Raw genomic sequence first — 23,732 nt, 5'->3', positions numbered from 1 at the left:
GGGATGCCGTGTAGTACGGCTCCTCGGTTCCCCCCGTTCAGCCGGATCTCACTCTTTTCTCAGGTCAGGCGCTCCTGTCCGTACCCGATGCGGTGGCACAGGGCCGGGATCTCGCCGGATGCGAGCTTCGGCATGACCTCCGGCAGCTCCTCGAAGGCGCTGTCTCCGGTGACGAGGGCGTCGAGCGCGGGGTCGGCCAGCAGTTCCAGCGCGAGGGCGAGCCGGTCGGCGTAGGTGCGGCTGGAGCGGCGGGCCGGGGAGACGGCGCCGACCTGGCTGCTGCGGACGACCAGCCGGCGGGAGTGGAAGTCCTCGCCCAGCGGGAGGGACACCTTCCGGTCGCCGTACCAGCTCAGTTCGAGGACCGTGCCCTCGTCGGCGAGGAGCTCCAGGGAACGGGTGAGGCCCTGCTCGGTCGCGCTGGCGTGCACCACGAGGTCCCGGCCGCCGAGCGCGTCGGCGGGGGTCGCGAAGTCGACGCCGAGCGCTTCGGCGATCGTCGCGCGCGCCGGGTCGGCGTCGACCAGCTGGACGCGTACGCCGGGGAAGCGGGCGAGCAGCGCGGCCACCGAGCAGCCGACCATGCCGCCGCCGACCACCGCGATCCGGTCGCCGGCCAGCGGCGCCGCGTCCCACAGCGCGTTGACGGCCGTCTCGACGGTGCCGGCGAGCACGGCGCGTTCGGCGGGCACCGTTTCCGGCACGACGGTCACCGCCGTCGCCGGGACGACGTACCGCGTCTGGTGCGGGTAGAGGCAGAAGACCGTGCGCCCGACGAGCGCAGCGGGACCCTGTTCCACCACCCCCACGTTGAGATAGCCGTACTTCACGGGCCCGGGGAAGTCGCCCTCCTGGAACGGGGCCCGCATGACGGCGTGCTGGCTCTCGGGCACCCCGCCGCGGAAGACGAGGGTCTCCGTGCCGCGGCTGACGCCTGACCACAGCGAACGCACCAGGACCTCGCCCTGCGCGGGGTCCGAAACGTCGACGTGGCGGATCTCGCCTTCTCCCGGAGAGCTGACCCAGAACGCACGTGCGCCGGTCGACATCCACATCCTCCTGAACGATCGGGAACCTGTTCACGTACCGAGGTGTGCACAGTCCGCGCACAGTACGCGGCACTGATCATCTCTGTCATCTGGCCGGAGGAACGTGCGGTGGCCCTGAACAACACTTACGACGCGAGGCTCGTCCAGCAGGAGACCGCTGTGGGAGCGGGCGTGCAGATCCTGTTGCTGGCCCTGCTCGGCTCGGCGATCGGCCTGGGGCCGGCGGGCTGGGTGACCGGCCTCGTCTTCGCCATCGCCACCTGGGCGGTTCTCTCCCGGGCGCTGCACCGCTCCAGCCTGCGCTCCTTCGGCCCGGCCAACCGGGTCACGCTCGGCCGGGCGACGCTGGTCGGCGGGGTGACGGCGCTGGTCGCGGACTCCTTCGAGAGCACGCCGCCGGTGACGCTGCTGGTCGGTCTGACGGCCGTGGCCCTGATCCTCGACGGCGTCGACGGCAAGGTCGCCCGCCGCACCAACACCTCGACGGCGCTGGGCGCGCGCTTCGACATGGAGGTCGACGCGTTCCTGATCCTGGTGCTCAGCGTGTACGTGTCGATGGCGCTGGGCCCGTGGGTCCTGCTCATCGGCGGCATGCGGTACGTGTTCGTCGCGGCGGCCCGCGTCGCCCCCTGGCTCAACTCCCCGCTGCCGCCGAGCACCGCCCGCAAGACGGTCGCCGCCCTGCAGGGCGTCCTGTTGCTGCTCGCCGGCGCCGATCTGCTGCCGTACTCCGCCAACTTCGCGGTCGTGCTGCTGGCGCTGGGCTCGCTGGTGTGGTCGTTCGGCCGGGACGTGCTGTGGCTGTGGCGGACCTCGCGGGTCGCGGCGCAGACCCCGGCGGAGAAGGTACTGGAGCTCGTGTGACTCGTGCAGTTCGTCGCTTCCCGAGGGGAGGGGGCCCGGACCGTGAGCTCGGTCCGGGCCCCTCCCCTTGTGGCTGTCTCGCGGTTACGACCGGTTCGGGCGCGTCCGTAGGACGGCGAAGGCGGCTGCCGCGAGGCCGAGGGCGCCTACGGCCAGCCCGGCGCCGCCCAGCCCTCGGGCGGTGGAGTCATCGGCGCGGGCGGCCTGTGCCGTGCCGCCCGTGCTCTTCGCGGGGGCGGAGGAGGCGAAGGAAGGTCCGTCGTCCGCCGCCGCCGGCGTCAGCTTGAGCACCGGCGCCGGGTTCTCCGGCTCGTCCGCTCCCGCCGCGGCCTCCTCGATCCAGCGGACGGTCTTGCCGTCGGAGTAGGTCTGCAGGGTCTTGAAGGTCAGCCTGCCGGTGTCGTCGGGGAGTTGCCCGAAGGCGACGTCGAAGTCCTCGTACTGGCCGACGCCGATCTTCCCGCCCGTCCAGGTGATCTCGGAGGCGGCTTCGGTGATCGTGCCGTCGTCCGTCTTCACGGGGGTCTTCAGCTTGGTGGTGGTCACCTTCGCGGACCAGCCGTCCTGCGGGTGGACCAGCACGCCGAGCACGGGGTGGTCGGTGGGCAGGAAGACCCGCACCTCGGTGGTGCTCGCGGTGTCCTCCTCGTCGGGGACCCGGAAGCTGAGCACGCCGTCGGTGGCGCCCTCGGCGTAGCTCTCGGGGTGCACGGTGACGTGCGCGGAGGCGGGGCCTGCGGCGGCGAGGACCGCGGCGGCGGCGAGCACGGCGCCGAGACCGGCGCGGCGCAGGGCGGGGCGTGTCGAGGACCCGGGCGCCGGGGACTTGGGTGTCGAGGGCATGGGTGTCGAGGGCATGGGTGGGTGATCTCCGTACAGGAAGGGTGTGGGTCCGGCTCGGGCCGGTTCGGGGTCAGATCGCGTACGGGATCGGGGCGGGCGGGCCGCGACGGCTCACCGCGTGGCGGAGCAGCAACTGCCGTGCGGGGACGGGAGCGGGCGCGGCGGCCCGGATCTCGGGGACGGGCGTCGGGACGCGGGCGCCCCGCCACCAGGCGGCGAGGCCCGGCAGGAACGCCACCGCCCGGCGCAGCAGCGACCACAGGGCCGCCTCCCCGCGCCGCAGCCACCAGGAGGCGGCGAGCGCGGCGAGGACGTGGGCGGCCGTGGTGTGCGGGGTCACAGCGGTCGCGTGGGCGTGCAGGTGCATGCCGTGCGCGCACGTCATGGGCATCGCGGGCACGGTGCGCACGGCCGCCCGGGATCGGGAGTGGACGGCGTCGAAGGCGACGTGCAGGCCGGCCTGCGTGACGAGCATGGCCGCGCCGATCCCGGGCAGCGAGCGCTCGCGGGCGCCGAGCAGCCAGCCGGCGGCGAAGACCGCGACGAGGCCGGCGCCGTCCGCCCACGGCGGGGGCGGGCTGCCGGTGGCGACCCCGTGTCCGGCGGCGGCCAGCAGGACGCACACCGCGGCGAACACCGCGGCGCGCAGACTCCGGACGGCCGGGGACGCACTCATCGTGGGGGATCCTGCCACGTCCACCTGGTACGTCGGCCACGGCCCGCGCGTTCACCCGCGGTCCGCGCGTTCACCCGTGGCGCGGCAGCAGCACGACGGCGGTGGCCGGCACCGCGGCGAGCACCAGCCAGGGGACCGCCGGCGGCAGTCCGGTGTCGAGGAGGGCGCCGGTGCCCGCGCTGCCGAGCAGCACGATCAGCCCGGAGACGGAGGACAGCGCCCCGGTGTACAGACCGAGCCGGCCCTCCTCGGCGAGGTCGGGCACCCAGGCCCGGGCGGCGGGCGCGACGAGCATCTGGCCGAGGGTGAGCAGCACGACGAACCCGGCCGCCGGCACCAGCCCGGCCGTGCCGGTCCGGCCGGCGGGCAGCGCGGCGGCCACGACGGCGAACCCGGCGGCGATCAGCACCAGTCCGGCGGCCATCGAGCGGCGCAGGCCGATCCGCTCCCCCGCCCACCGGGTCACCGGCAGCTGCGCGGTCACCACCAGCAGCGAGGACAGTGCGAACAGCCAGGCCAGCGGCGCCTGCGAACCGGACGCCCGCTCCACCTCGGCGGGCAGGGCGAGGTACAGCTGGTTGTAGGCGAGGAGGTAGGCGCCGTACGCGCAGCACAGGGCGAGGAAGCGGCGGTTGCGCAGCAGCGGGCCCGTGCCGCCGCGCACGCGGACGCGGGTGCGTCCCGGGAGGTGCCGCGGCAGCAGCCGGGCGTGACCGGCGAGGACGAGCACGAAGACCCCGGCGCCGGCCAGGCACACCGTGCGGAAGTCGGCCTCGAGGAGCAGCGCGCCGAGCAGCGGCCCGACGAACGCCCCGGCCTGCCCGGCGACCGTGAACAGGGCCAGCACGCGGGTCCGCGACCCGCCGCCGGCCTCCTCGTGCAGGACGGCCTGTCGCGCGGCCTCGGACTCGACGGCGGGCGAGAACAGCGCGGCCGCGAACCCGGTGAGGAGCACCGCCGCGACGACCGTCCAGGTCTGTTCCGCGTAACCGAGCCAGGCGAAGCCGGCGACGCGCAGCGCGCACCCGGCGAGGACGACGGGCCGTACGCCGTGGCGGTCGGCGAGCGCCCCGCCGACCACGAACAGCCCCTGCTGGCTGAACGTCCGCAGGCCCAGCACGAACCCGACCAGCCAGCCGGCCATGCCCACCGCGTCGCCCAGATGCTCGGCGAGAAAGGGAAGGACGGCGAAGAAGCCCACGTTGAAGGCGAACTGAGTGCTGATCAGCAGCTTGAGCAGGGAAGGGAGTCGGGTCCTTTCCTTCGTCCGGCGCAGCGCGCGCTGTCGCACCGCCGTCACGCCGCCCCCACCAACTCGGTTCGTGACGAGGGATGTTCACCGGAGTGCGGGCGGGAGTCCGCTTCTGCCGCACGACGCCGTCGCGGGCCGGGCCGCAGTCCGGCCGCCGTCACCGCCAGGGCGCCCAGCAGGGCGAGGACGGCGGCGGGGGCGAGGACGGCCCAGGGGGCGCGTTCGGCGTAGGGCTGGTTCTCGGCGAGCAGCAGGCCCCATTCGGGGGACGGCGGCTGCGCGCCGAGGCCGAGGAAGCCGAGGGAGGCCAGGGCGAGGGCGATGCCGGGCAGGCGCAGGAGGGCGTGGCGGGCGACCGGCGGCAGGACGGCGGGCAGGAGTTCGCCGGTGAGCAGCCGCCAGGGTCCGGCGCCGAGGGCCCGGGTGGCGGTGAGGTGGAGGGTCGCCCGCTCCTCGCGCAGCAGCGCGGAGGTGTGCGCGGCGAGCGGCGCCCAGGCGACGACGGCCACGGCGAGGACGGGCGTCCAGGCTCCGCCGCCCCGGACGGCGGCGACCAGGAGCGCGGCGAGGACGGGCGGGACGGCGTTCACCGTGTCGACGAGCGGCCCGGACAGCCGGGGCAGCAGTCCGAGCAGGAGGCCGACGGTCAGTGCGATCGCACTGACCGCGAGGGCGAGCGCGAGGGTGTCGAGGGCGCCGTGCGCTACCCGGGCGAGGACGTCGCGACCCAGTGCGTCGGCGCCGAACGGGTGGGCCGCGGAGGGGGCTTGGAGGCGGGCGTCGGTGTCGAGGGCGAGCGGGTCGCGGGGCAGACCGGCCAGGACGACGGCGAGCAGCGCGACGCCGAGGGTGAGCGGAGGGAGCCGGCGGGCGGGCGGCGCCGGCCGGTGCAGGGTGCGCAGGGCCCCGTCGCGCAGGGCGGGCCCGATGAGTCGCCGGGCGGCGAGCCGGACCACGGCGGCGGTGACGGCCGCGAGCGCGACGAGCACGAGGACGCCCGCCTGGAGGACGGGGAGGTCCTGGGCGATCGCCGCTTGGAGGGTCGTCCGGCCGAGGCCGGGGATGTCGAAGATCTGCTCCACGGCGACGGATCCGCCGGTCAGTCCCACCAGGAACAGCCCCAGGTTGGGCAGCAGCGCGGGCACGCAGCGGCGCAGCGCCTTGCGGGCGATGCTCGGACCGGCCAGTCCCCGGGCGGCCGCGGCGAGCGCCCAGGGCTCGGCGAAGGCGGCGGGCAGCTGGTCGTCGAGGAGCCGGCCGAGGACGGCCCCGGCGGGCAGGCCGAGGGCGAGCGCGGGCAGCACGGTCCACTGCGGTCCGTACCAGCCGAGGGCGGGCAGCCACCCCAGTTGCACGCCGACCACCGTGGCGAGGACGGAGGCGATGAGGAACTCCGGCAGCGCGGCGAGCACGGCGGATCCGGTGCCGCCTGCGGGCCGGCCGTCGAGGAGCCGTCGCGCGCCGAGGCGCAGGGTGCGGGCGCACACGCCGACGGCGGTGACCAGCGCGACGGCCAGGGCCACCGTCACCAGCAGCAGGGACGCGCCCAGGGCGGCGAGGACGTCGGGCATCACCTCGGCGCCGGAGATCCAGGACCGTCCGGCGTCGCCGCGCGGCAGGCCCGCCAGCCACTGCCCGAGCAGGTCCAGTGGGCCGTCGTCCAGGCCGAGTCGGGCGCGGACGTCGGCGAGCGCCTGCGGGGTGGCGTCCCGGTCGGCGGACTGCGCCTTGAGCACGGTGAGCGCCGGGTCGGTGTGCGAGATCCACGGCAGCAGCCCGGTCCCGCACACCAGCAGCGCGGCCAGTACGGCACGCCAGAGCAGCGTGCCCGCCTTGCTTCTCATGCCGTCAGCGCCGGGTCCCGGCGCCGACGAGGGCGCGCTCGTAGGGGTCGAGGAGCACACCCCTGACGTCGTCGTCCACGCCGGTGACGATGCGCTGGTGGACGAGCGGGACGACGGCGTCGGTGCCGAGCACCGCGGCCTCGGCGGCCATGGCGGCGTCCTGGCGTTCGCCGGGTCCTTCAACCGCCTGTGCCGCGGCGACGGCCCGGTCGACCCTCTTGTCGCAGAGCAGGGCGAGGTTGTAGCCGCCGGCGCAGGTGAAGTCGCTCGCCAGGAGCGACACCGGGTCGCCGGTGTCCAGGAGGCTGTTGCGGGCCCCGACGACGGCGTCGAACTTCCCGGCGAGCGCGTCGGTCTCCAGCCGGGAGTACTCGCGCACCTCCAGCTTCACCGTGAAACCGGCCTTCTCCAGCTGCTGCTTCAACACCTGGGCGACTTCGGGGAGTTCGGGACGGTTGTCATAGGTGGCGAGGGTGAGGGGGGCTCCGCCGGGGGTGGCGGGCTCGGCTCGTCCGGTGGGCTGGACGCGCTTGCTCGCGGCCCAGGTGACGGCGGGGCCGTAGATGCCGGCGCCGGCGTCGGCGTGTCCTTCGTAGACGCCCTCGGCGAGGGCGGCGGTGTCGACGGCCGCCCGGGCGGCGGCGCGCAGTGCCGGGTTCTTGAAGACGCCCGACCTGGTGTTGAGGTGCAGGCTGGCGGTGCGGGTCGTGGCGGTCTCGCGTCGGGTGTCCGCGTCGAGGCCGGCGGCCTGCGCCACGGGTATCGACTCGGCGATGTCGACCTGGCCGGTGCGCACGGCGTTGGCGCGGGCGCCGCCGTCGGCGATGAACCGCACGTCGATGCCCGGGGCCTGGGCGCGGCCGCCCCAGTAGTCGTCGAAGCGGTCGAGGACCGCGGCGGTGGCGCCGTTCACGTCGGTGAGTTCGAAGGGGCCGGTGGCGGTGCCGGCGGGGTCGACGGCGCCCTTCTTCGCGTACGCCTTCGGGGAGAGGACGGCGAGGGAGGCGCTGGACAGCCGCAGGGGCAGGACGGGGTCGGGCCGCGCGGTCGTGACGCGCACGCCCGTGCCGCCTTCCGCCTTCACCGTGAGGGTGACGCCGGTGAGGGCGGCCGGGGCCGGCCTGGCGAGGGTGGCCCGGGTGAGGGACGCGGCGACGGCGGCGGGGGTGACGTCCGTGCCGTCCTGGAAGACGGACTCGCGCAGGGTGAACAGCCAGGTGCGGTCGTCCTCGCGGCGCCAGGACGCGGCGAGCGCGGGGGCGGCGGCACCGTTGGCGTCGAGGGCGGTCAGCCCCTCGGTGACGCCGAGCCGGCTGAGGATCGTCGCGTCGGCGCCGTACGGGGAGAGGTGCTCGGCGGGCGGGAAGGCGAGGGCGACGCGCAGCCGGGCGCCGTCCCCGGCGGCGGACCCCTCGCCGTCGCCGTCGTCGCCGGAGGCGGCGAAACAGCCGGTGAGCAGCGGGGCGAGGCAGAGGGCGGCGAGGAGCCGGGGGCGGCGGGGGCGGGGTGAGTAAGGGGCGAGCGGAGCGAAGCGCATGAGGTTACCGGCCTGGGGTGCGGGGACGGGGGGAGAGGTAGGCGGGGAGGAGGGCGTCGAAGGGGACGTCGAAGTGCACGATGCCCTGGCCGCCGTCCGCCTCCTTCCGTTCGTCGTGCACGACGGTGGCGAGCGACCGCCAGAACGCCTCGGCGCCTTCGACGGCGGGGTCGGTGTGCAGATAGACGGAGCGGTACCCGCCGTCGGCGACCGCGAAGGCGAGCAGTTCGGCGACGAGCCGTCGGGCGAGACCGCGCCGACGGTGCTCGGGACGGACGTAGACGCGGCGCAACTGGGCGGTCGTGCCGCAGGGGTAGCGCTCGGCGAGGTGCCGGGGGTTCGGCGGATGCGCGGGGCCGCGGGAGTCGAGCGCGGCGGTGGCGACGACCTCGCCGCCGCCCCCGTCGCCGCCGTTCCCGCCGTCGGTCGCGACCAGCAGGGTGTGGCGGTCGGGGGCGAGGTAGGCGGCGGCGGGATCGATGATGTCGCGGTGCCAGCGGGGCACGTAACCGCTGCCGAACTCCCGGTAGACGGTGTCCAGCATGACGGCCCGGGCGCCGTCCAGGTCCTCGGGGCCCGCAGGCCTTATGCAGTAGTCACGCACTTGCACATCATATGCAGTAAGCGGAGCGAGGGTGATCATGGCGTCACCGCTCCCGGACGTGGATTTGACAGAGATCACGGGGCACCCCTAAATCTAGCCACATGACATTCATTTTCAACAAGGCGGTGTGATGCGCGTCGCATTCGTGGGGAAGGGCGGCAGCGGCAAGACGACCCTGTCGGCCCTGTTCGCCCGCCGGTTGGCGCGGTCCGGTGCACCGGTGCTGGCCGTGGACGGCGACATCAACCAGCACCTGTCCGAGGCCCTGGACCCCACGGCCGGCGCACCGCCGTTCACGGCCCCGCCGCTGGCCGCGCACCTGGGTGACATCAAGGACCTGCTGCGCGGCGACAACCCGCGGATCGCCTCCCGCGAGGCGATGGTCAAGACGACCCCGCCGGGCCGCGGTTCACGGCTGCTGCGCCTGCTGGGCGACGACGAGCTGCACACCCGTCACGTACAACGGGTCGGCGGCGTGCCGCTGATGGTGACCGGCGCGTTCGACGAGAGCGACCTGGGGGTGGCCTGCTACCACTCCAAGCTGGGCGCGGTGGAGCTCTATCTGAGCCACCTGCTCGACGGCCCGGGTGAGTACCTGGTGATGGACATGACGGCGGGCGCCGACGCCTTCGCCTCCGGCCTGTTCGCCCGCTTCGACATGACGTTCCTGGTGGCCGAACCCACCCGCAGGGGCGTCTCCGTCTACCGCCAGTACCGCGACCACGCCCGCGAGTACGACATCCCCCTCGCCGTCGTCGGCAACAAGGTGACCGGCGAGGACGACCTGCTCTTCCTCAAGGAGGAGGTGGGCGACGACCTCCTCACCCACGTCGCCCTCTCCCCCTGGGTCCGCTCGGCCGAACGCGGCGACCCACAAGGCGAGTTGGAGGGAGTCAACCGCCACGCCCTGGACGTCCTGCGCGGCGCGGTCGACGCCCGCCCGAAGGACCGGCAGGCCCTCCACCGCCACGCCGTCCACTTCCACCTCCGCAACGCCCGCTCCTGGGCGAACGAGGCGACCGGCCAGGACCTGGCCGCCCAGGTGGACCCGGACTTCACCCCGCCCCCGGCACCCCACCTCTGACCACCCCCCACCACTGCCCCTCAGCACTGCCCCCCACCAAAGGAACAGGACCCCCATGTCTCTCGACGTCTCCCCCGAGCTCCTTGCCGAAGCCGAAGCCGGTGCCATCCGCGAGGAGGACTTCGTGGACACGATCCGCACCTCCCTCCCCTACGCCTACAACCTCGTCTCCGACCTCTCCACCCAACTCCACGCCGGTATCACCGAGTTCGCAGACAACCAGACCCCGCCCGCCTCCGAGCAGGAGCGGGGCCAGCTGCTGCGCGCCCTCGCCAGCGACGCCATCCGCGGCAGCCTGGAACGCCACTTCGACATCACCCTGGCCTTCCAGAACTGCCACCGCGTCGCGGCCTTCCGCCCGGGAGCCCGCGGCGGCGAAACGCACACCCGCTTCACCTCCACCCGAGCCCAGATCCTGAACCAGTCGGCAGAACTGCGCGACTGCTGACACCCGGGCTGCAAGGGCGGCCGGACCCCGGTCCGGCCCGACCTCGCGCCCAGACCGTCCGCACGAGCTTTGACCACTTCTCCGTCGGACCACAGCGTCGCGATTCCCCGTCCCCATCACAGCCCTCGACACCCGGAGCCCACAGCACGAAAACGGTCCACCGACGGTGTGTCCTCGCGGTCGCAGGCGTGGTGTGTAATGACGCGGGTGCGCACGCACATGGGGTGATTCAGGGGGAGCGTGATGGAGGCGCTGAAGCCGACCGATCCGCGGCAGGTGGGCCGGTACCGGATCTCCGCGCTGCTGGGCGCCGGCGGGATGGGACGCGTCTTCCTCGGGCGTTCGCCCAGCGGGCGTCTCGTCGCGGTCAAGGTGGTCAGGGCCGAACTGGCCGAGGACCCTGGGTTCCGTCGCAGGTTCGCCCAGGAAGTGGCGGCCGCCCGCAAGGTCACCGGTTTCTACACGGCCGCCCTGGTCGATGCCGACCCCGATGGTTCACCCCCGTGGCTGGCCACCGCCTATGTGCCCGGAATGGCCCTGGACCAGGCCGTCGCGGCACACGGCCCCTGGCCGGTGGGCCCGGTGCGCATGCTGGGCGCGGGCCTGGCCGAGGCCCTCGAGGCCATCCACGCGGCCGGTCTGGTCCACCGGGACCTGAAGCCGTCCAACGTGCTCATCGCCGCCGACGGGCCCCGGGTCGTCGACTTCGGGATCTCCGTCGCGGCCGAGTCCACGGCGCTCACCCGCACCGGGACGATCCTGGGCACGCCCGGCTTCATGGCTCCCGAACAGCTCACCGGCGACCCGGTCACCCCGGCCACCGACGTGTTCGCGTTCGGCGCGGTGCTGACCTACGCGGCCGTCGGCACCGGCCCCTTCGGCACCGGCTCGGCGCAGTCGCTCAACTTCCGCATCGCCTACGAGGAGCCCCGGCTCGACCGGTTGCCCGGACCGGGCCTGGAGATCGTCGCCCGCTGTCTGGCCAAGAAACCGGCCGACCGCCCGGCGGTGGGCGAACTCATCGAGGAGCTGGCCCAAGTGGCGGGCGTGGGCGGTTACACACCCACCGAAGTCGTCACCGAGACCGCAGCGTGGCTGCCCGGTCAGGTCGCCCGCGCCCTGTCGGCCACCCTCACCGGACCCGGCGTCACCGATCCTGGCGGAGCCGAACCCGGGGTCACCGAACCCGGCGTGACGGGGCCGCCCGCGTCTCCTGCGGCCCGTACCCCGAAGCCTCGAGTCGCGCCCCCGGCTTCTCCGCCCGCCCCGCCGGCCCGACTCGGGCCGAAGGCGACCCCGTCGGCCTCGACCCACCCCACGGCGGCTGCCACCGGCTCAGCCCTCCCCGCCGACCCGGCCGCCGCCACTACCGCCACCGCCCCCCGCTCCGCACCGGGCACGACCGCCCGGCCCAAGCAGCCCAAGCAGCGGGAGCAGCCCGCGAACGCCGGCACCGCGCCGCCGCTTCCTGCCGTTCCGTCAGGCGTGGTCCCCCGCCCCGTGCCGCCCGCCGCACCGACGGCGGACGTGACCCCGCCGCCCCCGCCGCCCTCGGCACTCCTGCGCGCCCTGCCCTTCGGCTTCGCCGGAGCGGCCCTGGTCCTCGCCCTGTGCCTGCCCTTCCACGGCCGCATGACCGTCGTCGCGAACCTGTTCCAGCAGTACTGGATGTACGCGACGATCTGGCCGTTCGGCGGCGCGTGGCCGTTCGCGCTGGTCGCATTGGCGGGTCTGGGTTCGTGCGGCGCGGTGCTGGCCGCGCTGCGGCGCTCCCCCTGGGAAGCCGTGCCGCGTCCGATCCGGCGTCTGCACCTCCTGATCACCGCGCTCACCACCGCGCTGTACGCCTTCTGGCTGAGCAGCCTGCTCATCCTCCGAGGGGACCTGTCCTTCATGGAGCCGGGCGCGTGGTGCTGTGCCCTGGCGTGCGTCTCGCTGATCCGGAGCGCGTTTCGGCTCCGGGCCCCGAAGCACGTCCCCGCGTCCTGACGCGAGCGGCAAGGCCCCGGGGCCCGAGGCGTGGAGCGCGGGACCGTCCAGCCGGCCTCCCCCGTGCCCCCCGTCCCGGCCGGACGAGGTCCCGGCCGGACGACCCGACGGCCTCAGGCGGCCTTTCGCCCCCGCTCGCGGTGGCCGCGGATGATGTCCGCGTACCGTTGGCCGGTGCCCTTGATGGTGCGGGTCTGGGTGCGGTAGTCGACGTGGACGAGGCCGAAGCGCTTGTCGTAGCCGTACGCCCACTCGAAGTTGTCCAGCAGGGACCAGGCGAAGTAGCCGGCCAGCGGGGCGCCCTTGCGGGCGGCGGAGGCGCAGGCCGCCAGGTGCTTCACCAGGTAGTCCTGGCGTTCGGGATCGTCCACCGTGCCGTCGGGGCGGACGACGTCCGGGAACGCGGAACCGTTCTCGGTGACGTACAGCTTGCGCGCCCCGTACTCGTCGGTGAGGCGGAGCAGCAGATCCTCGATGCCGCTCGCGTCGACCTCCCAGTCCATGCCGGTGCGCGGGACCCCGGACCGGCGGACCGTGCGGACACGCGGCGCCGGGCCGGTCGGGTCGTCGGCGACGGTCTGCGGGAAGTAGTAGTTCAGGCCCAGCCAGTCGAGCGGGGCGGCGATCGTCGTCAAGTCACCCTGCAGTTCCGGGAGTTCGACGCCGTACTCCTCGCGCATGTCGGCCGGGAAGCCGCGGCCGTGCACCGGGTCGAGCCACCAGCGGTTGGTGTGGCCGTCCATGCGGCGGGCGGCGGAGACGTCCTCGGGGCGGTCGGTGGCGGGGTGGATCGTGGAGAGGTTGTTCACGATGCCGACCCGGGCGCCGGGGGCGGCTGCGCGGATCGCCTGCGTGGCGAGGCCGTGGCCGAGGAGCAGATGGTACGAGGCGCGGACGGCCGCCGTCAGGTCCTTCAGGCCGGGGGCCATCGTGCCCTCCAGGTGTCCGATCCAGGCCGAGCACAGGGGCTCGTTGAGGGTGGCCCAGTGGGTGACGCGGTCGCCGAGCCGTTCGGCCACGACCGAGGCGTACGCGGCGAAGTGCTCGGCGGTCGCCCGCTCGGGCCAGCCGCCCCGGTCCTGGAGGACCTGCGGAAGATCCCAGTGGTAGAGGGTGACGGACGGGGTGATGCCCGCCTCCAGCAGCCCGTCGATCACCTGGTCGTAGAAGGCGAGGCCCTTGGCGTTGGCCGGTCCGTCGCCGCCCGGCACGATCCGCGGCCAGGCGATGGACAACCGGTAGGCGTCGGCGCCCAGTTGCCGCATCAGCGCGATGTCCTCGCGCCAGCGGTGGTAGTGGTCGCAGGCGACGTCGCCGTTGTCGTCGTTGGCGACCTTGCCGGGGGTGTGGGAGAAGGTGTCCCAGATCGACGGCGCACGTCCGTCCTCGGCCACGGCCCCCTCGATCTGGTACGCCGCCGTGGCCGTACCCCACAGGAAGTCGTGCGGGAGGGCGGCGAGGTCGATGGTCACGGAAGTCCCTTCGGAGGAGGGGGAGGAGGGGGAGGACGCGGTGGAGGTCACTTGACGGCGCCCGCCGTCAGGCCGGTGACGAGATAGCGCTGGAGCAGCAGGAACCCGGCGACCACGGGCACGCTGACGACGAGCGAGGCGGCCATGATCTGGTTCCAGTACACGTCGTTGAGGGTGGAGTAGCCCTGGAGTCCGACGGCGAGCGTGCGGGTGGTGTCGTTGGTCATGACGGACGCGAACAGCACCTCGCCCCAGGCGGTCATGAAGGCGTAGACGGCCACGGCGACGATGCCGGGGGTCGCGGCCGGCACGACGATCCGGAACAGCGCGCCGAGCGGGCCGCAGCCGTCGACCAGGGCGGCCTCGTCGAGGTCGCGCGGCACCGAGTCGAAGTACCCGATCAGCATCCAGACGGAGAAGGGGAGCGAGAACGTCAGATACGTCAGGATCAGGCCGCCCCGTGAGCCGAACAGCGCGATGCCGGTGGCGTTGCCGATGTTGACGTAGAGCAGGAACAGCGGCAGCAGGAAGAGGATGCCGGGGAACATCTGCGTGGACAGGACGGTGACCGTGAAGGTGCGTTTGCCGCGGAAGTCGTAACGGCTCACCGCGTACGCGCTGAACACCGCGATCACCACCGAGCAGACCGTCGCCGCACCCGCCACGATCAGCGAGTTCACGAAGTACCGGGCGAGCGGGACGGTGGACCAGATGTCGATGTACGGGCGGACGGTCAGACCGCTGGGCAGCCAGCGGAACTCGCCCGTGACGTCTGCGAGCGGCTTGAGCGAGCTGGAGACCATCACGTACACCGGCAGCAGCACGAAGCCGGTGAGCAGGGTGAGGAAGATCCGCCGGGACCAGAGGAAGGAACGCGGCGGCGCCATGGGTGAGTCACCGCGCACGGGACGACCTCCGGTTGCGCGAGGTGAGGGTCAGGTAGACGCCCGTCACGGCCAGCAGGAAGAGCAGCAGCAGGACCGACATCGCCGATCCCGTGCCGAAGTTCCAGGTGACGAAGGACGCTTGGTAGATGTGGACCGAGATGAGGTCCGCGGCCTCCGGGGCGGCCCTGCCGAACAGGACGTAGGGGGTGTTGAAATCGTTGAACGTCCACAGGAACAGCACCAGCACCAGCACCTGGTTGACCTGGCTCAGGGACGGCAGGGTGATGCGGCGGAGCTGCTGCCACACCCCGGCGCCGTCCAGCGCGGCCGCCTCGTACAGCTCGCGCGGGATGTTCTGCAGGCCCGCCATCACGATGAGGAAGGCGAACGGCCAGCCCTTCCACACCGACACGGTGAGCAGCGCGTAGAAGCTGTTGTCCCCGATGAGCCAGAACGACGGCTTGTCGGTGAGGTGCAGCTGGTCGTGCAGGACGTGGTTCACCAGGCCGTTGTCGTGCTGGAACATGAAGACCCAGGTGATCACGGCCGCGTAGACGGGCAGCGCGTACGGCACCAGGAACAGCGCCCTCAGGAGTCCGCGGCCGCGGAAGGCGTCCTGCATGAAGACCGCCGCCGCCGTGCCGATGAGCCAGCACAGGCCGACCGACAGCAGGGTGAAGCCGACGGTGACGAGGAACGAGTGGAGCAGGGCCTCGCCGACGGGCGCGTCGAAGTCCACCGACACCCGGTAGTTGTCGAGGCCGGACCAGGGGGCGGTGCCCCAGTCGCGGATGTAGAACTGGGTGAGTTCCTTGAAGCTCATGACGATGCCGATCACCATCGGCACCAGGTGGACGAGGAGTTCCAGGATCAGGGCGGGCAGGAGCAGCAGGTAGGGCAGTCCGACGCGGCGGAGGCGGCCGGGGCGCGGTCGCCGGGTCCCGCCGCCGGCGGGGCGTACGGGAGGTTTCGCGACCTCGACGGCGGTGGTCATCGGGCTCACTTCGCCGGCATCTGCTGCTGGGCCTTGGCGAGCCTGGCCTTCACCGACTCGGTGGTGACCGCGCGGCCGGCGGCGGCGTCGGCGAACAGTTCCTTGACGGCCGTGCCGACCGTCGTCTCGAACTGCGACTCGTCGGCGACCTGGGGCAGCGCGGCGGCGCTCTTGGCCAGGGTGTCCTTGAGGACCACGTTCGCCGGTGAGTTGAACGCGGCGTCCGACTGGGCGGCGGCGACCGGCGGGATGGTGCTGTAGGCCGTGTTGAGGATCTTCTGCTCCTCGTCGCCGGTCATGAACTTCACGAACTCGGTCGCGCCGTCCAGGTTGTCGGTGTTCTTGAAGACCGCCAGGTTGATGCCCGCGACCATCGAGTTGACCTGGGCTCCTGCGCCCGGGGAGCCGGACCGCACGGGCACCGGGGCGATGCCGTACGCATCCGCGCTCATGCCCTGGGACGTGAGGTTGGCGGACGCGGACTGCCACAGCAGCATCGCGGTCTTCCCCTTGGCGAAGTCGCTCACGGACTGGTTCTGCGCGTACTCGGCGTTGCCCTGCGGGATGACCTTGTCCTTCGCCATCAGGCCGACGTACTGCTCGACCGCCGCGACCACGCCGTCGGAGGTGAAGTCGGGCTTGCCGTCGGCGGTGAAGAAGTCCGCGCCGTGCTGCTCGGCGAAGACGAAGACGTGGTGGATGTTCTCCGCGACGTTCGCGCCCTCGGCGCCCAGCACCTGCTTGCCCTTCGCCTGGATCTTCTTGCCGTCCGCCACCAACTCGGCCCAGGTGGCCGGTGGTTGTGCGATGCCGGCGTCGGCGAAGATCTGCTTGTTGTAGTACAGGGCGTATGCCATCGAGTACAGCGGCACCGCGGCCGGGTCCTGCCCCTGTGCGCCGGTCGAGCCGAGCGCGGAGGCGACGAAGCGGTCCTTGCCGCCGATCTTCGCGAGGTTCGCGTCGTTCCAGGGCAGCAGCGCGCCCGTGGCCTGGAGCGAGGCCGACCAGGTGTTGCCGATGTTGAGGACGTCGGGGCCCTGACCTGACGTGGTCGCGGTGAGGATCCGGTTGAGCAGGTCCGACCAGGGGACGACCTCCAGCTTCACCTTGATCCCGGTGCGCTTCTCGAACTTGTCGAGTTCCGGCTGCAGGACCTTCTTGTCCACCTCGATGCTCGCGCCCTGGTTGGAGGCCCAGTACGTCAGGGTCTTCGGCGAGTCGTTGGATCCCCCGCCGTCCGTCGAGCCGCCTCCGCAGGCCGTGGCCGCGAGGGCGAGTGACATGACGACGGCTCCTGTGGCCGCGGCTCGAATGGTGCGCATGGGTCGGCTCCCGGTGTCATCAGGACTTAATTTAGGACGTGAGTTAAACCTCGGAAGCGGCTCACGTCAAGAGTTCCGGCGCACAGGGCCACACCGGGGCCGCACCGGGGCCGCACCGGGTCCGCGCCGGAGTCACACCGAAACCTCCAGGGCTGCTTCGGCGGACGACTCCGGTCGCACCACTTGACGGACACGTTCGGGTAGTTGAAGCATTCAGCGCTGAGAGAGCGCTCTCAAGCACGTGCCCGTTCACTTCCTTTAGCCAGCCGCTCCCCCGTGAGCGGCCCGCACCGAGGAGAGCCGCCCATGCCCCAGGCCCAGCCGCCTTCGGAAACCCCGGCCGTGCACCGCAGATCCGTGCTCGCGGTCGCAGCCACGGCCGCAGCCGCCCCCGCCCTCACCGGACTGGCCGCCGCACCGGCGTCCGCCGCGTCAACCGGCGTCGCGTCGGCCGGCAGCGCCAGGGTCGCCGCCTCGCGCGGCAGGCGTCCGTGCGCCCTGCCGGGCGGCGGCGACCTCGGTCCGAACGTCCTCGTCTTCGACCCGTCGACCCCCGGCATCCAGGCCCGCCTCGACGAGGTGTTCCGGCAGCAGGAGTCGGCCCAGTTCGGCACCGGACGCTACGCTCTGCTGTTCAAGCCGGGCGTCTACCACGGACTCAACGCCCAACTCGGCTTCTACACCTCCATCGCCGGCCTCGGCCTCTCCCCCGACGACACCACCATCAACGGCGACGTGACCGTCGACGCGGGCTGGTTCGGCGGCAACGCCACGCAGAACTTCTGGCGTTCGGCGGAGAACCTCGCGCTCGTCCCGGTCAGCGGCACCAACCGATGGGCGGTCGCCCAGGCGGCCCCGTTCCGCCGGATGCACGTCCACGGCGGCCTCAACCTCGCGCCGTCCGGCTTCGGTTGGGCCAGTGGCGGTTACATCGCCGACAGCCGGATCGAAGGCGAGGTCGGCCCCTACTCGCAGCAGCAGTGGTACACCCGGGACAGTGTCATCGGCAGCTGGCTCAACGGCGTGTGGAACATGGTGTTCTCGGGCGTCGAAGGCGCCCCCGCCCAGAGTTTCCCCAGCCCGCCCTACACCACGCTCGAGACGACGCCCGTCTCCCGGGAGAAGCCGTTCCTGTACGTCGACCGCGGCGGTTACCGCGTGTTCCTGCCCGCCAAGCGCACCGACGCACGCGGTGTGACCTGGGGCCGCGGCACCCCGCGTGGCAGTTCGCTGCCCCTGTCGCGGTTCTACGTGGCCAAGCCGGGCGTCTCCGCGGCCACCCTCAACCAGGCTCTCGACCAGGGCCTGCACCTGCTGCTCACACCGGGCGTGTACCACCTCGACCGGCCGATCCGGGTGAACCGGGCCGGCACCGTCGTCCTCGGCCTCGGCTACGCCACGCTGATCCCCGACAACGGCGTCACAGCGCTCAAGGTCGCCGACGTGGACGGCGTCCGGCTGGCGGGCTTCCTCGTCGACGCCGGCCCGGTCGACTCCGCGACCCTGCTGGAGGTCGGTCCGCCCGGAGCCCGGCGCGACCACTCCGCCGACCCGACCACCGTGCAGGACGTGTTCATCAGGATCGGCGGGGCGGGCCCCGGCAGGGCCACCACCAGCATGGTGATCAACAACCGGCACACGATCGTCGACCACACCTGGGTCTGGCGCGCCGACCACGGCGAGGGCGTCGGCTGGGAGACCAACCGCGCCGACTACGGGGTCGTCGTCAACGGCCACGACGTGCTCGCCACGGGCCTGTTCGTGGAGCATTTCAACAAGTACGACGTGCAGTGGTACGGGCAGCGCGGCCGCACGATCTTCTTCCAGAACGAGAAGGCGTACGACGCCCCGAACCAGGCGGCGATCCGCAACGGCGCGCTGAAGGGCTACGCCGCCTACAAGGTCGGCGACGACGTCACCGCGCACGAGGGCTGGGGCCTGGGCAGTTACTGCTTCTACAACGTCGACCCCACGATCGTCCAGCATCACGGCTTCGCGGCCCCGAACGTGCCGGGCGTGAAGTTCCACGACCTGCTGGTGGTCTCGCTGGGCGGCCAGGGCCAGTACGAGCACGTGATCAACGACCTCGGCGCGCCGACGTCCGGCACGTCGACGGTGCCGTCGACGGTGGTCTCCTACCCCTGACGGCGGCCTGGCCCCCGGCTTCCGACGGTGCACCGGGGCTGCCACCCGGGCACCGGGCCCCAGGCACCGGATCCCGGGGCCCGGGATCCGGTGCGTGCCGCGGACACGATCTGTTCGCGGCACGCACCGGGGAGCCCCGGGACGGAACACCCCCAGGCCGGTTCCGCGCCCGGAGCTAACGCGCCTGTGTCGCCGTCGGCGCCGGGGCGTAGCCCGTCGGGCGGGCCGAGAAGGCGCCGCGTCCCTGGGTCCGGCTGCGCAACCGGGTCGCGTAGCCGAAGAGTTCGGCCAGCGGCACGGTCGCGGTGACGACCGCCGAACCGCCGCGCACGGTCGAGTCGGTGACCCGCCCGCGCCGGCCTGCGAGGTCGCCGAGGACCCCGCCGACCACTGCCTCGGGCACGGTGACCGTGACCTCGACGACCGGTTCCAGCAGCACCATCGCGCAGCGGCGCAGGGCCTCCCGGAGCCCGAGCCGGCCGGCCGTGCGGAAGGCCGTCTCGGAGGAGTCCTTCACATGCGTCGCCCCGTCGGTCAGGGTGACCCTGAGGCCGGTGACCGGGTGTCCGCCGAGCGGGCCCTCGGCGAGGGCGTCGCGGCAGCCGGCCTCCACGGCACGCACGTACTCCTGCGGCACCCGTCCGCCGACGACGGCCGAACGGAACACGAACCCGGTCGCGGCACCGCCCTCCGCACCCGGCGACCCGGCGTCCGGCGACCCAACACCCGCCGACCCGGCGCCCGGCGACGCAGTGCCGAGCGGTTCGGCGTCGAGTGGTTCGACGTCGAGCACGACATGCGCGAACTGCCCGGCCCCGCCGTCCTGTTTGACGTGCCGGAAGACGAGGCCGGACACGCCTCGGGCGACCGTCTCGCGGTAGGTCACCCCAGGACGGCCGACGGTGACCTCCACCCCGAGACTGCGGCGGATCTTCTCCACCGCGACCTCCAGATGCAGTTCGCCCATGCCCGACAGGACCGTCTGACCGGTCTCCGGGTCGGTCCTGACCACCAGCGACGGGTCCTCCTCGGCCGACCGCGCCAGCGCCGACGCCAGACGGTCGGCGTCGGCACTCGTCCGCGCCTCCACCGCCACCGACACGACCGGGGCCGCCACGCCGGGCGGCTCGAGGACGAGGGGGGCCTCCGGCGCGCACAGCGTCGAGCCCGCGCGGGCCGCCTTCAGCCCGACGACCGCCACGATGTCCCCGGCGACCGCCCGCTCCAGCTGGGCGTGCCGGTCGGCCTGCACCCGCAGGATCCGCCCGATCCGCTCGGTGCGCCGCGTGCCGGACTCCCACACCGCGTCTCCTTTCTCGATCGTGCCCGAGTACACCCTGAGGTAGGTCAGCCGGCCCGTGGGCGTGGCGCCGACCTTGAACGCGAGAGCCGCGAACGGCGCGTTCGGGTCGGCGGGACGCTGCTCCCCGCCCGCGTCGCGCTGCCGGCCGGCGCCGCGGCCCCCGCCGCCGGCCGGGTCCGCACCGCGTACCGGCGGCACGTCCAGGGGCGACGGCAGATACGCGACGACGGCGTCGAGCAGCGGCTGGATTCCCCGGTTGCGGTAGGCGGAGCCGCAGAGCACGACCACCCCGTCGCCCGTGCGGGTGAGATCGCGCAGGGCCGCGGAGAGCGTTGGCGCCGACAGCGTCCCGCGGTCGCAGAACTCCTCCAGGGCGGCCGGGTGCCGCTCCGCCACGGCTTCCTCCAGCCGCCTGCGCCGGCCCAGCGCCTCCTCCCGCAGGCCGTCCGGAACGGGTGTGTCGACGGGCGTGTCGCCGTCGTCCGCGCGCCAGGTCAGCGCCCGCATGCGCAGCAGGTCGACGACGCCCGTGAAGGAGTCCTCCGCCCCGATCGGCAGCTGGACGACCAGCGGCACCGGGTGCAGACGGGCCCGGATGGACTCCACCGCGGCGTCGAGGTCGGCGCCCGCCCGGTCCAGTTTGTTCACGAACGCGATCCTGGGCACGCCGTGACGGTCGGCCTGCCGCCACACGGACTCGCTCTGCGGTTCCACGCCCGCCACGGCGTCGAACACGGCCACCGCCCCGTCCAGTACCCGCAGGGACCGCTCCACCTCGTCGGCGAAGTCGACGTGCCCGGGGGTGTCGATCAGGTTGACGCGGTGGCCTTCCCACGCGCAGCTGACGGCCGCGGCGAAGATGGTGATGCCGCGGTCGCGTTCCTGGGGGTCGAAGTCGGTGACGGTGGTGCCGTCGTGGACCTCGCCGCGCTTGTGCGTGGTCCCGGTGGCGTACAGGATCCGCTCCGTCACGGTGGTCTTGCCCGCGTCGACGTGGGCGAGGATGCCCAGGTTGCGGACGGCGGAGAGACGGGTGAGGTCACGATCGAGGTGGTTGCGCACGGCCCTTGGCCTTTCGGGGTGTTCCTGGGAACGGGCAGCGCGATGTGCCGGACGGAGGCGGGAGGCGACGGACGGGCAGGGACAGCCGCACGGCGGAACCGATGGTGATGGTTCGTCAGATGTACGGCGGTGACTGCCTCTCGGGTCGCTCAGGCCTTCGTCAGGAGATCCGGTGCCGGCCGCGCCGCGGGCACCGGACGGACGAGGACACGAGGATCACCTCGTACCGGGAGCGGGGAGCGACGACAGCGGTGTGGTCACGCATGGCCGGGCCCCCCTCGTTCGTCGCGGTACGGCGCGCCGCCGTGGAGGCGGCCGCGCTCGATCTGCAGCGAGTGTAGGAGCGAAGGAGCGGCCCGGCACGCGATTTATCGTGGCCGGGGGCGGAGGACCCCGGCGCCTGGCCGCGCCGGCGCTCGGGGCCGGACTACGCCGCCGCGTAGAACCGCCTGCGGACCCGGCGCAGCCAGGCGTCGGCGGCGCGCTCGTCGGGCTGGTCCGGCAGGACGCTGCGCGTCTCGGCGAACGCCTCCTCGACGCGGCGCAGCATCGGCAGCGCGGCGTCGGGATCGGCGGCGACCTCCTCGCCGAACCGGTGGTAGCTCTCCGGGTCCTCGACCCGGATCGTCAGGCGTCCCGTGGAGTAGAGCTCGTACCCCTGGGCGCACAGCCGCTTGAGATGCCGGGCGTGCTTGGCGCTGCGTCTGCGGCCGCCCGCCGCGGGAGAGTCCTCGCTGCGGTTCCGCAGCTTGCGGAACTGCTGGGTGGCGTACCCGAGATAGGCGTCGCGGACCCGCCCGGCGCTGAGCAGCGTGGTGCGCAGGGCGATGAGTTCGTCGCCGAGCGGGGTGCGCACCTCGTACAGTTCGTCGGGCAGCCAGACGAGTTCCATGACGGTCGGGTTGCCGCCGAGGGCGAGCCGGCACCACTTCGCGGCCTCGTGCAGGGTGCGGTCGGGCGCCGTGCTGACGTGCGACTCCTTGGGAGTGTGCAGGCCGTGCAGTTCCTCGGTGGGGGCGGCGAACATGCCGAGCCGGTCCACGTCGGAGCCCTCGCGGGCGAGTCCGTAGGCGGTCGAGCCGACGATGCCGGACAGCAGGATGTTGGTGACGGTCACAGGTGCCCCCGGTCGTTCCCCCGACGATGATCAGCCGGGCGCCGCGATCGGGCGCTCGGGATCGCCATGATGCCCTGCGCCCGGCGCGCGCCACCTCGTATTTTCCCCGCGGGCCCGCAGCCGCGAGGCCGGCCGCCGCCTGCGCCGCGGCCTCACCCGTACGGCTCCTTGCGCTGGTCGAGCGGCCCGGCCGGTGGTGCCGTGGAGGGCAGGGCAGCCGACCCCGTCCTCTGGAGGTACCCGTGAGCACCCCTCGTCCGTCGTCCCGCCCGACCTGCCCGCCCCGCCCGTCGGGCCCGGCCGGGCCGACCCGCCCGGGCCGCCCCAGCCGCCCGGTGCGGGCGCTGACCGCCGTCCTGGCCGCCGGAACGCTGCTCGCCACGGCGGCCGCCTGCTCCGGCGGCCAGGACGGCGCGTCCAGCGCGTCGAGCGCGTCCGGCGTCGCGGCCTCGCCCGTGGCCGAACGGACGACCACCGCCTCCCCCGGGAAGAAGACGCTCACGTCGGCGGGCGCACGGACCGCTCTGATCACCGAGGGCGACCTGGAGGACGACTGGAACCAGGTGCCGAACGCGGCGTCCTGGGAGGACAAGCTCCTCATCGGCACGGTCGACGCCCAGCAGTTCCTCACGGGCAAGACGCAGGCCGCCGACTGCCAGCGGCTGCTCGACGGGCTGTACGGCGACGACCTGCTGGGCCGCCCGTCCGGCGCGTCGGCGCTCACCGGCTTCACCCAGGGCGACTCCCGGCTGCTCTACCAGGTCGCCGCCTACGACCGGGACGACCTCGACAAGTCGCTGGACTGGCTGGGGTCGCTGACCACCGAGTGCGACCAGTTCGACGCGAAGGCCTCCGACGGCTCCACCCGCACCGTGCAGGTCGTCGAAGCCTCCCTCCCGAAGGCGGGGGACGCCCGTGAGGGCATCACCGTGACGGTGAAGGGGACCTCCGGCGGCTCCCCGGTCACCCTCACCCTGGACGTCGCGGCCGTACGGGTCGGCAACGACGCGATCACCGTGACCAACGGCGGGTACGACGGTGCGGACCACGACAGCACCAAGGACGCGGTGAGTCACGGCACCACCCGGCTCAAGGACGTCCGGGAGGGCCGCACTCCGGCCCCGGAGCCCAGCGAGTTCGACTGAGCGCGCCGGCTCGGCGGTCCGGCTCAACGAGCCGTCGGCCCGCGCCAGTACACCGTCTTCCTCGGCGCAGCGCCATGTGACATATTACTGGCGTG

19 protein-coding genes are annotated in these 23,732 nt (G+C 73.2%); 6 read left to right on the top strand and 13 right to left on the bottom strand.

Annotated features, from left to right (window positions below):
* Positions 1-59: 59 nt before the first annotated feature.
* Positions 60-1,049, bottom strand: coding sequence for a zinc-dependent alcohol dehydrogenase (locus tag QF032_RS33385; RefSeq protein ID WP_307047619.1), 990 nt, complete (start codon positions 1,047-1,049; stop codon positions 60-62).
* A 108-nt stretch (positions 1,050-1,157) separates the two neighbouring features.
* Here QF032_RS33385 and QF032_RS33380 point away from each other — a divergent pair, with 108 nt between their 5' ends.
* Positions 1,158-1,913, top strand: coding sequence for a CDP-alcohol phosphatidyltransferase family protein (locus tag QF032_RS33380; RefSeq protein ID WP_307058970.1), 756 nt, complete (start codon positions 1,158-1,160; stop codon positions 1,911-1,913).
* Between the two features lie 84 nt (positions 1,914-1,997).
* Here the strand turns inward: QF032_RS33380 and QF032_RS33375 are convergent, their stop codons facing one another.
* The 6 genes from QF032_RS33375 to QF032_RS33350 form a co-directional block, all read right to left on the bottom strand.
* Positions 1,998-2,756: a YcnI family copper-binding membrane protein gene (locus QF032_RS33375; RefSeq protein ID WP_307058968.1), complete on the bottom strand. Its 759-nt coding sequence runs from the start codon at positions 2,754-2,756 to the stop codon at positions 1,998-2,000.
* A 70-nt stretch (positions 2,757-2,826) separates the two neighbouring features.
* On the bottom strand, positions 2,827-3,432 hold the full coding sequence (locus QF032_RS33370; protein ID WP_307058967.1) for a hypothetical protein: 606 nt from the start codon (positions 3,430-3,432) through the stop codon (positions 2,827-2,829).
* Between the two features lie 70 nt (positions 3,433-3,502).
* Positions 3,503-4,723 (bottom strand): MDR family MFS transporter, encoded by a 1,221-nt coding sequence (locus QF032_RS33365; RefSeq protein ID WP_307060476.1) that lies wholly within the window; start codon positions 4,721-4,723, stop codon positions 3,503-3,505.
* A gap of 5 nt (positions 4,724-4,728) precedes the next feature.
* The gene (locus QF032_RS33360; RefSeq protein WP_307058965.1) at positions 4,729-6,528 is read right to left on the bottom strand and encodes an ABC transporter permease subunit; all 1,800 of its coding nucleotides are present in this window, start codon (positions 6,526-6,528) and stop codon (positions 4,729-4,731) included.
* Between the two features lie 4 nt (positions 6,529-6,532).
* On the bottom strand, positions 6,533-8,065 hold the full coding sequence (locus QF032_RS33355) for an ABC transporter substrate-binding protein (protein WP_307058963.1): 1,533 nt from the start codon (positions 8,063-8,065) through the stop codon (positions 6,533-6,535).
* Positions 8,066-8,069: 4 nt separating this feature from the next.
* Complete coding sequence (locus tag QF032_RS33350; protein ID WP_307058961.1) at positions 8,070-8,669, bottom strand: GNAT family N-acetyltransferase; 600 nt, start codon at positions 8,667-8,669, stop codon at positions 8,070-8,072.
* Between the two features lie 130 nt (positions 8,670-8,799).
* Between QF032_RS33350 and QF032_RS33345 the strand changes: the two genes are divergently transcribed.
* The 3 genes from QF032_RS33345 (at position 8,800) to QF032_RS33335 (ending at position 12,190) form a co-directional block, all read left to right on the top strand.
* Positions 8,800-9,753, top strand: a complete 954-nt coding sequence (locus QF032_RS33345) for an ATP-binding protein (RefSeq protein ID WP_307058959.1) — start codon at positions 8,800-8,802, stop codon at positions 9,751-9,753.
* A 55-nt stretch (positions 9,754-9,808) separates the two neighbouring features.
* Positions 9,809-10,201: an SCO5389 family protein gene (locus tag QF032_RS33340; protein WP_307047604.1), complete on the top strand. Its 393-nt coding sequence runs from the start codon at positions 9,809-9,811 to the stop codon at positions 10,199-10,201.
* 243 nt (positions 10,202-10,444) lie between these two features.
* On the top strand, positions 10,445-12,190 hold the full coding sequence (locus QF032_RS33335; RefSeq protein WP_307058957.1) for a serine/threonine-protein kinase: 1,746 nt from the start codon (positions 10,445-10,447) through the stop codon (positions 12,188-12,190).
* A 113-nt stretch (positions 12,191-12,303) separates the two neighbouring features.
* Here the strand turns inward: QF032_RS33335 and QF032_RS33330 are convergent, their stop codons facing one another.
* The 4 genes from QF032_RS33330 to QF032_RS33315 are packed head-to-tail and all read right to left on the bottom strand — an operon-like array spanning position 12,304 to position 16,865.
* Positions 12,304-13,662 (bottom strand): GH1 family beta-glucosidase, encoded by a 1,359-nt coding sequence (locus tag QF032_RS33330; RefSeq protein ID WP_307058954.1) that lies wholly within the window; start codon positions 13,660-13,662, stop codon positions 12,304-12,306.
* A gap of 47 nt (positions 13,663-13,709) precedes the next feature.
* A complete protein-coding gene (locus tag QF032_RS33325; RefSeq protein WP_307058952.1) occupies positions 13,710-14,549 on the bottom strand; it encodes a carbohydrate ABC transporter permease in 840 nt (279 codons plus the stop codon).
* A 7-nt stretch (positions 14,550-14,556) separates the two neighbouring features.
* Complete coding sequence (locus QF032_RS33320; protein ID WP_307058950.1) at positions 14,557-15,543, bottom strand: carbohydrate ABC transporter permease; 987 nt, start codon at positions 15,541-15,543, stop codon at positions 14,557-14,559.
* Positions 15,544-15,548: 5 nt separating this feature from the next.
* On the bottom strand, positions 15,549-16,865 hold the full coding sequence (locus tag QF032_RS33315) for an ABC transporter substrate-binding protein (RefSeq protein WP_307058948.1): 1,317 nt from the start codon (positions 16,863-16,865) through the stop codon (positions 15,549-15,551).
* A gap of 306 nt (positions 16,866-17,171) precedes the next feature.
* Here QF032_RS33315 and QF032_RS33310 point away from each other — a divergent pair, with 306 nt between their 5' ends.
* Positions 17,172-19,010, top strand: coding sequence for a coagulation factor 5/8 type domain-containing protein (locus QF032_RS33310; RefSeq protein ID WP_307058946.1), 1,839 nt, complete (start codon positions 17,172-17,174; stop codon positions 19,008-19,010).
* A 175-nt stretch (positions 19,011-19,185) separates the two neighbouring features.
* Here the strand turns inward: QF032_RS33310 and QF032_RS33305 are convergent, their stop codons facing one another.
* Entirely contained in the window at positions 19,186-21,375 is a 2,190-nt protein-coding gene (locus QF032_RS33305; RefSeq protein WP_307058945.1) for an elongation factor G, read from the bottom strand.
* A gap of 427 nt (positions 21,376-21,802) precedes the next feature.
* Positions 21,803-22,492 (bottom strand): nucleotidyltransferase domain-containing protein, encoded by a 690-nt coding sequence (locus tag QF032_RS33300; protein WP_307047588.1) that lies wholly within the window; start codon positions 22,490-22,492, stop codon positions 21,803-21,805.
* Between the two features lie 335 nt (positions 22,493-22,827).
* Between QF032_RS33300 and QF032_RS33295 the strand changes: the two genes are divergently transcribed.
* On the top strand, positions 22,828-23,637 hold the full coding sequence (locus QF032_RS33295) for a hypothetical protein (RefSeq protein WP_307060474.1): 810 nt from the start codon (positions 22,828-22,830) through the stop codon (positions 23,635-23,637).
* The last annotated feature ends 95 nt before the right edge of the window (positions 23,638-23,732 follow it).

It is taken from the genome of Streptomyces achromogenes, from assembly GCF_030816715.1.
GTDB lineage: Bacteria > Actinomycetota > Actinomycetes > Streptomycetales > Streptomycetaceae > Streptomyces > Streptomyces achromogenes_A.
The sequence above is the reverse complement of the archived record's forward strand: the minus strand, read 5'-3'. Positions and strand labels throughout refer to the sequence as shown.

What these genes read in the sequence shown, in the direction of transcription:
- QF032_RS33385 (WP_307047619.1), bottom strand. Translation starts at nt 1,049, where the DNA reads ATGTCGACCGGCGCACGTGCGTTCTGGGTCAGCTCTCCGGGAGAAGGC.
- QF032_RS33375 (WP_307058968.1), bottom strand. Translation starts at nt 2,756, where the DNA reads ATGCCCTCGACACCCAAGTCCCCGGCGCCCGGGTCCTCGACACGCCCC.
- QF032_RS33370 (WP_307058967.1), bottom strand. Translation starts at nt 3,432, where the DNA reads ATGAGTGCGTCCCCGGCCGTCCGGAGTCTGCGCGCCGCGGTGTTCGCC.
- QF032_RS33360 (WP_307058965.1), bottom strand. Translation starts at nt 6,528, where the DNA reads ATGAGAAGCAAGGCGGGCACGCTGCTCTGGCGTGCCGTACTGGCCGCG.
- QF032_RS33355 (WP_307058963.1), bottom strand. Translation starts at nt 8,065, where the DNA reads ATGCGCTTCGCTCCGCTCGCCCCTTACTCACCCCGCCCCCGCCGCCCC.
- QF032_RS33345 (WP_307058959.1), top strand. Translation starts at nt 8,800, where the DNA reads ATGCGCGTCGCATTCGTGGGGAAGGGCGGCAGCGGCAAGACGACCCTG.
- QF032_RS33340 (WP_307047604.1), top strand. Translation starts at nt 9,809, where the DNA reads ATGTCTCTCGACGTCTCCCCCGAGCTCCTTGCCGAAGCCGAAGCCGGT.
- QF032_RS33335 (WP_307058957.1), top strand. Translation starts at nt 10,445, where the DNA reads ATGGAGGCGCTGAAGCCGACCGATCCGCGGCAGGTGGGCCGGTACCGG.
- QF032_RS33325 (WP_307058952.1), bottom strand. Translation starts at nt 14,549, where the DNA reads ATGGCGCCGCCGCGTTCCTTCCTCTGGTCCCGGCGGATCTTCCTCACC.
- QF032_RS33320 (WP_307058950.1), bottom strand. Translation starts at nt 15,543, where the DNA reads ATGACCACCGCCGTCGAGGTCGCGAAACCTCCCGTACGCCCCGCCGGC.
- QF032_RS33315 (WP_307058948.1), bottom strand. Translation starts at nt 16,865, where the DNA reads ATGCGCACCATTCGAGCCGCGGCCACAGGAGCCGTCGTCATGTCACTC.
- QF032_RS33310 (WP_307058946.1), top strand. Translation starts at nt 17,172, where the DNA reads ATGCCCCAGGCCCAGCCGCCTTCGGAAACCCCGGCCGTGCACCGCAGA.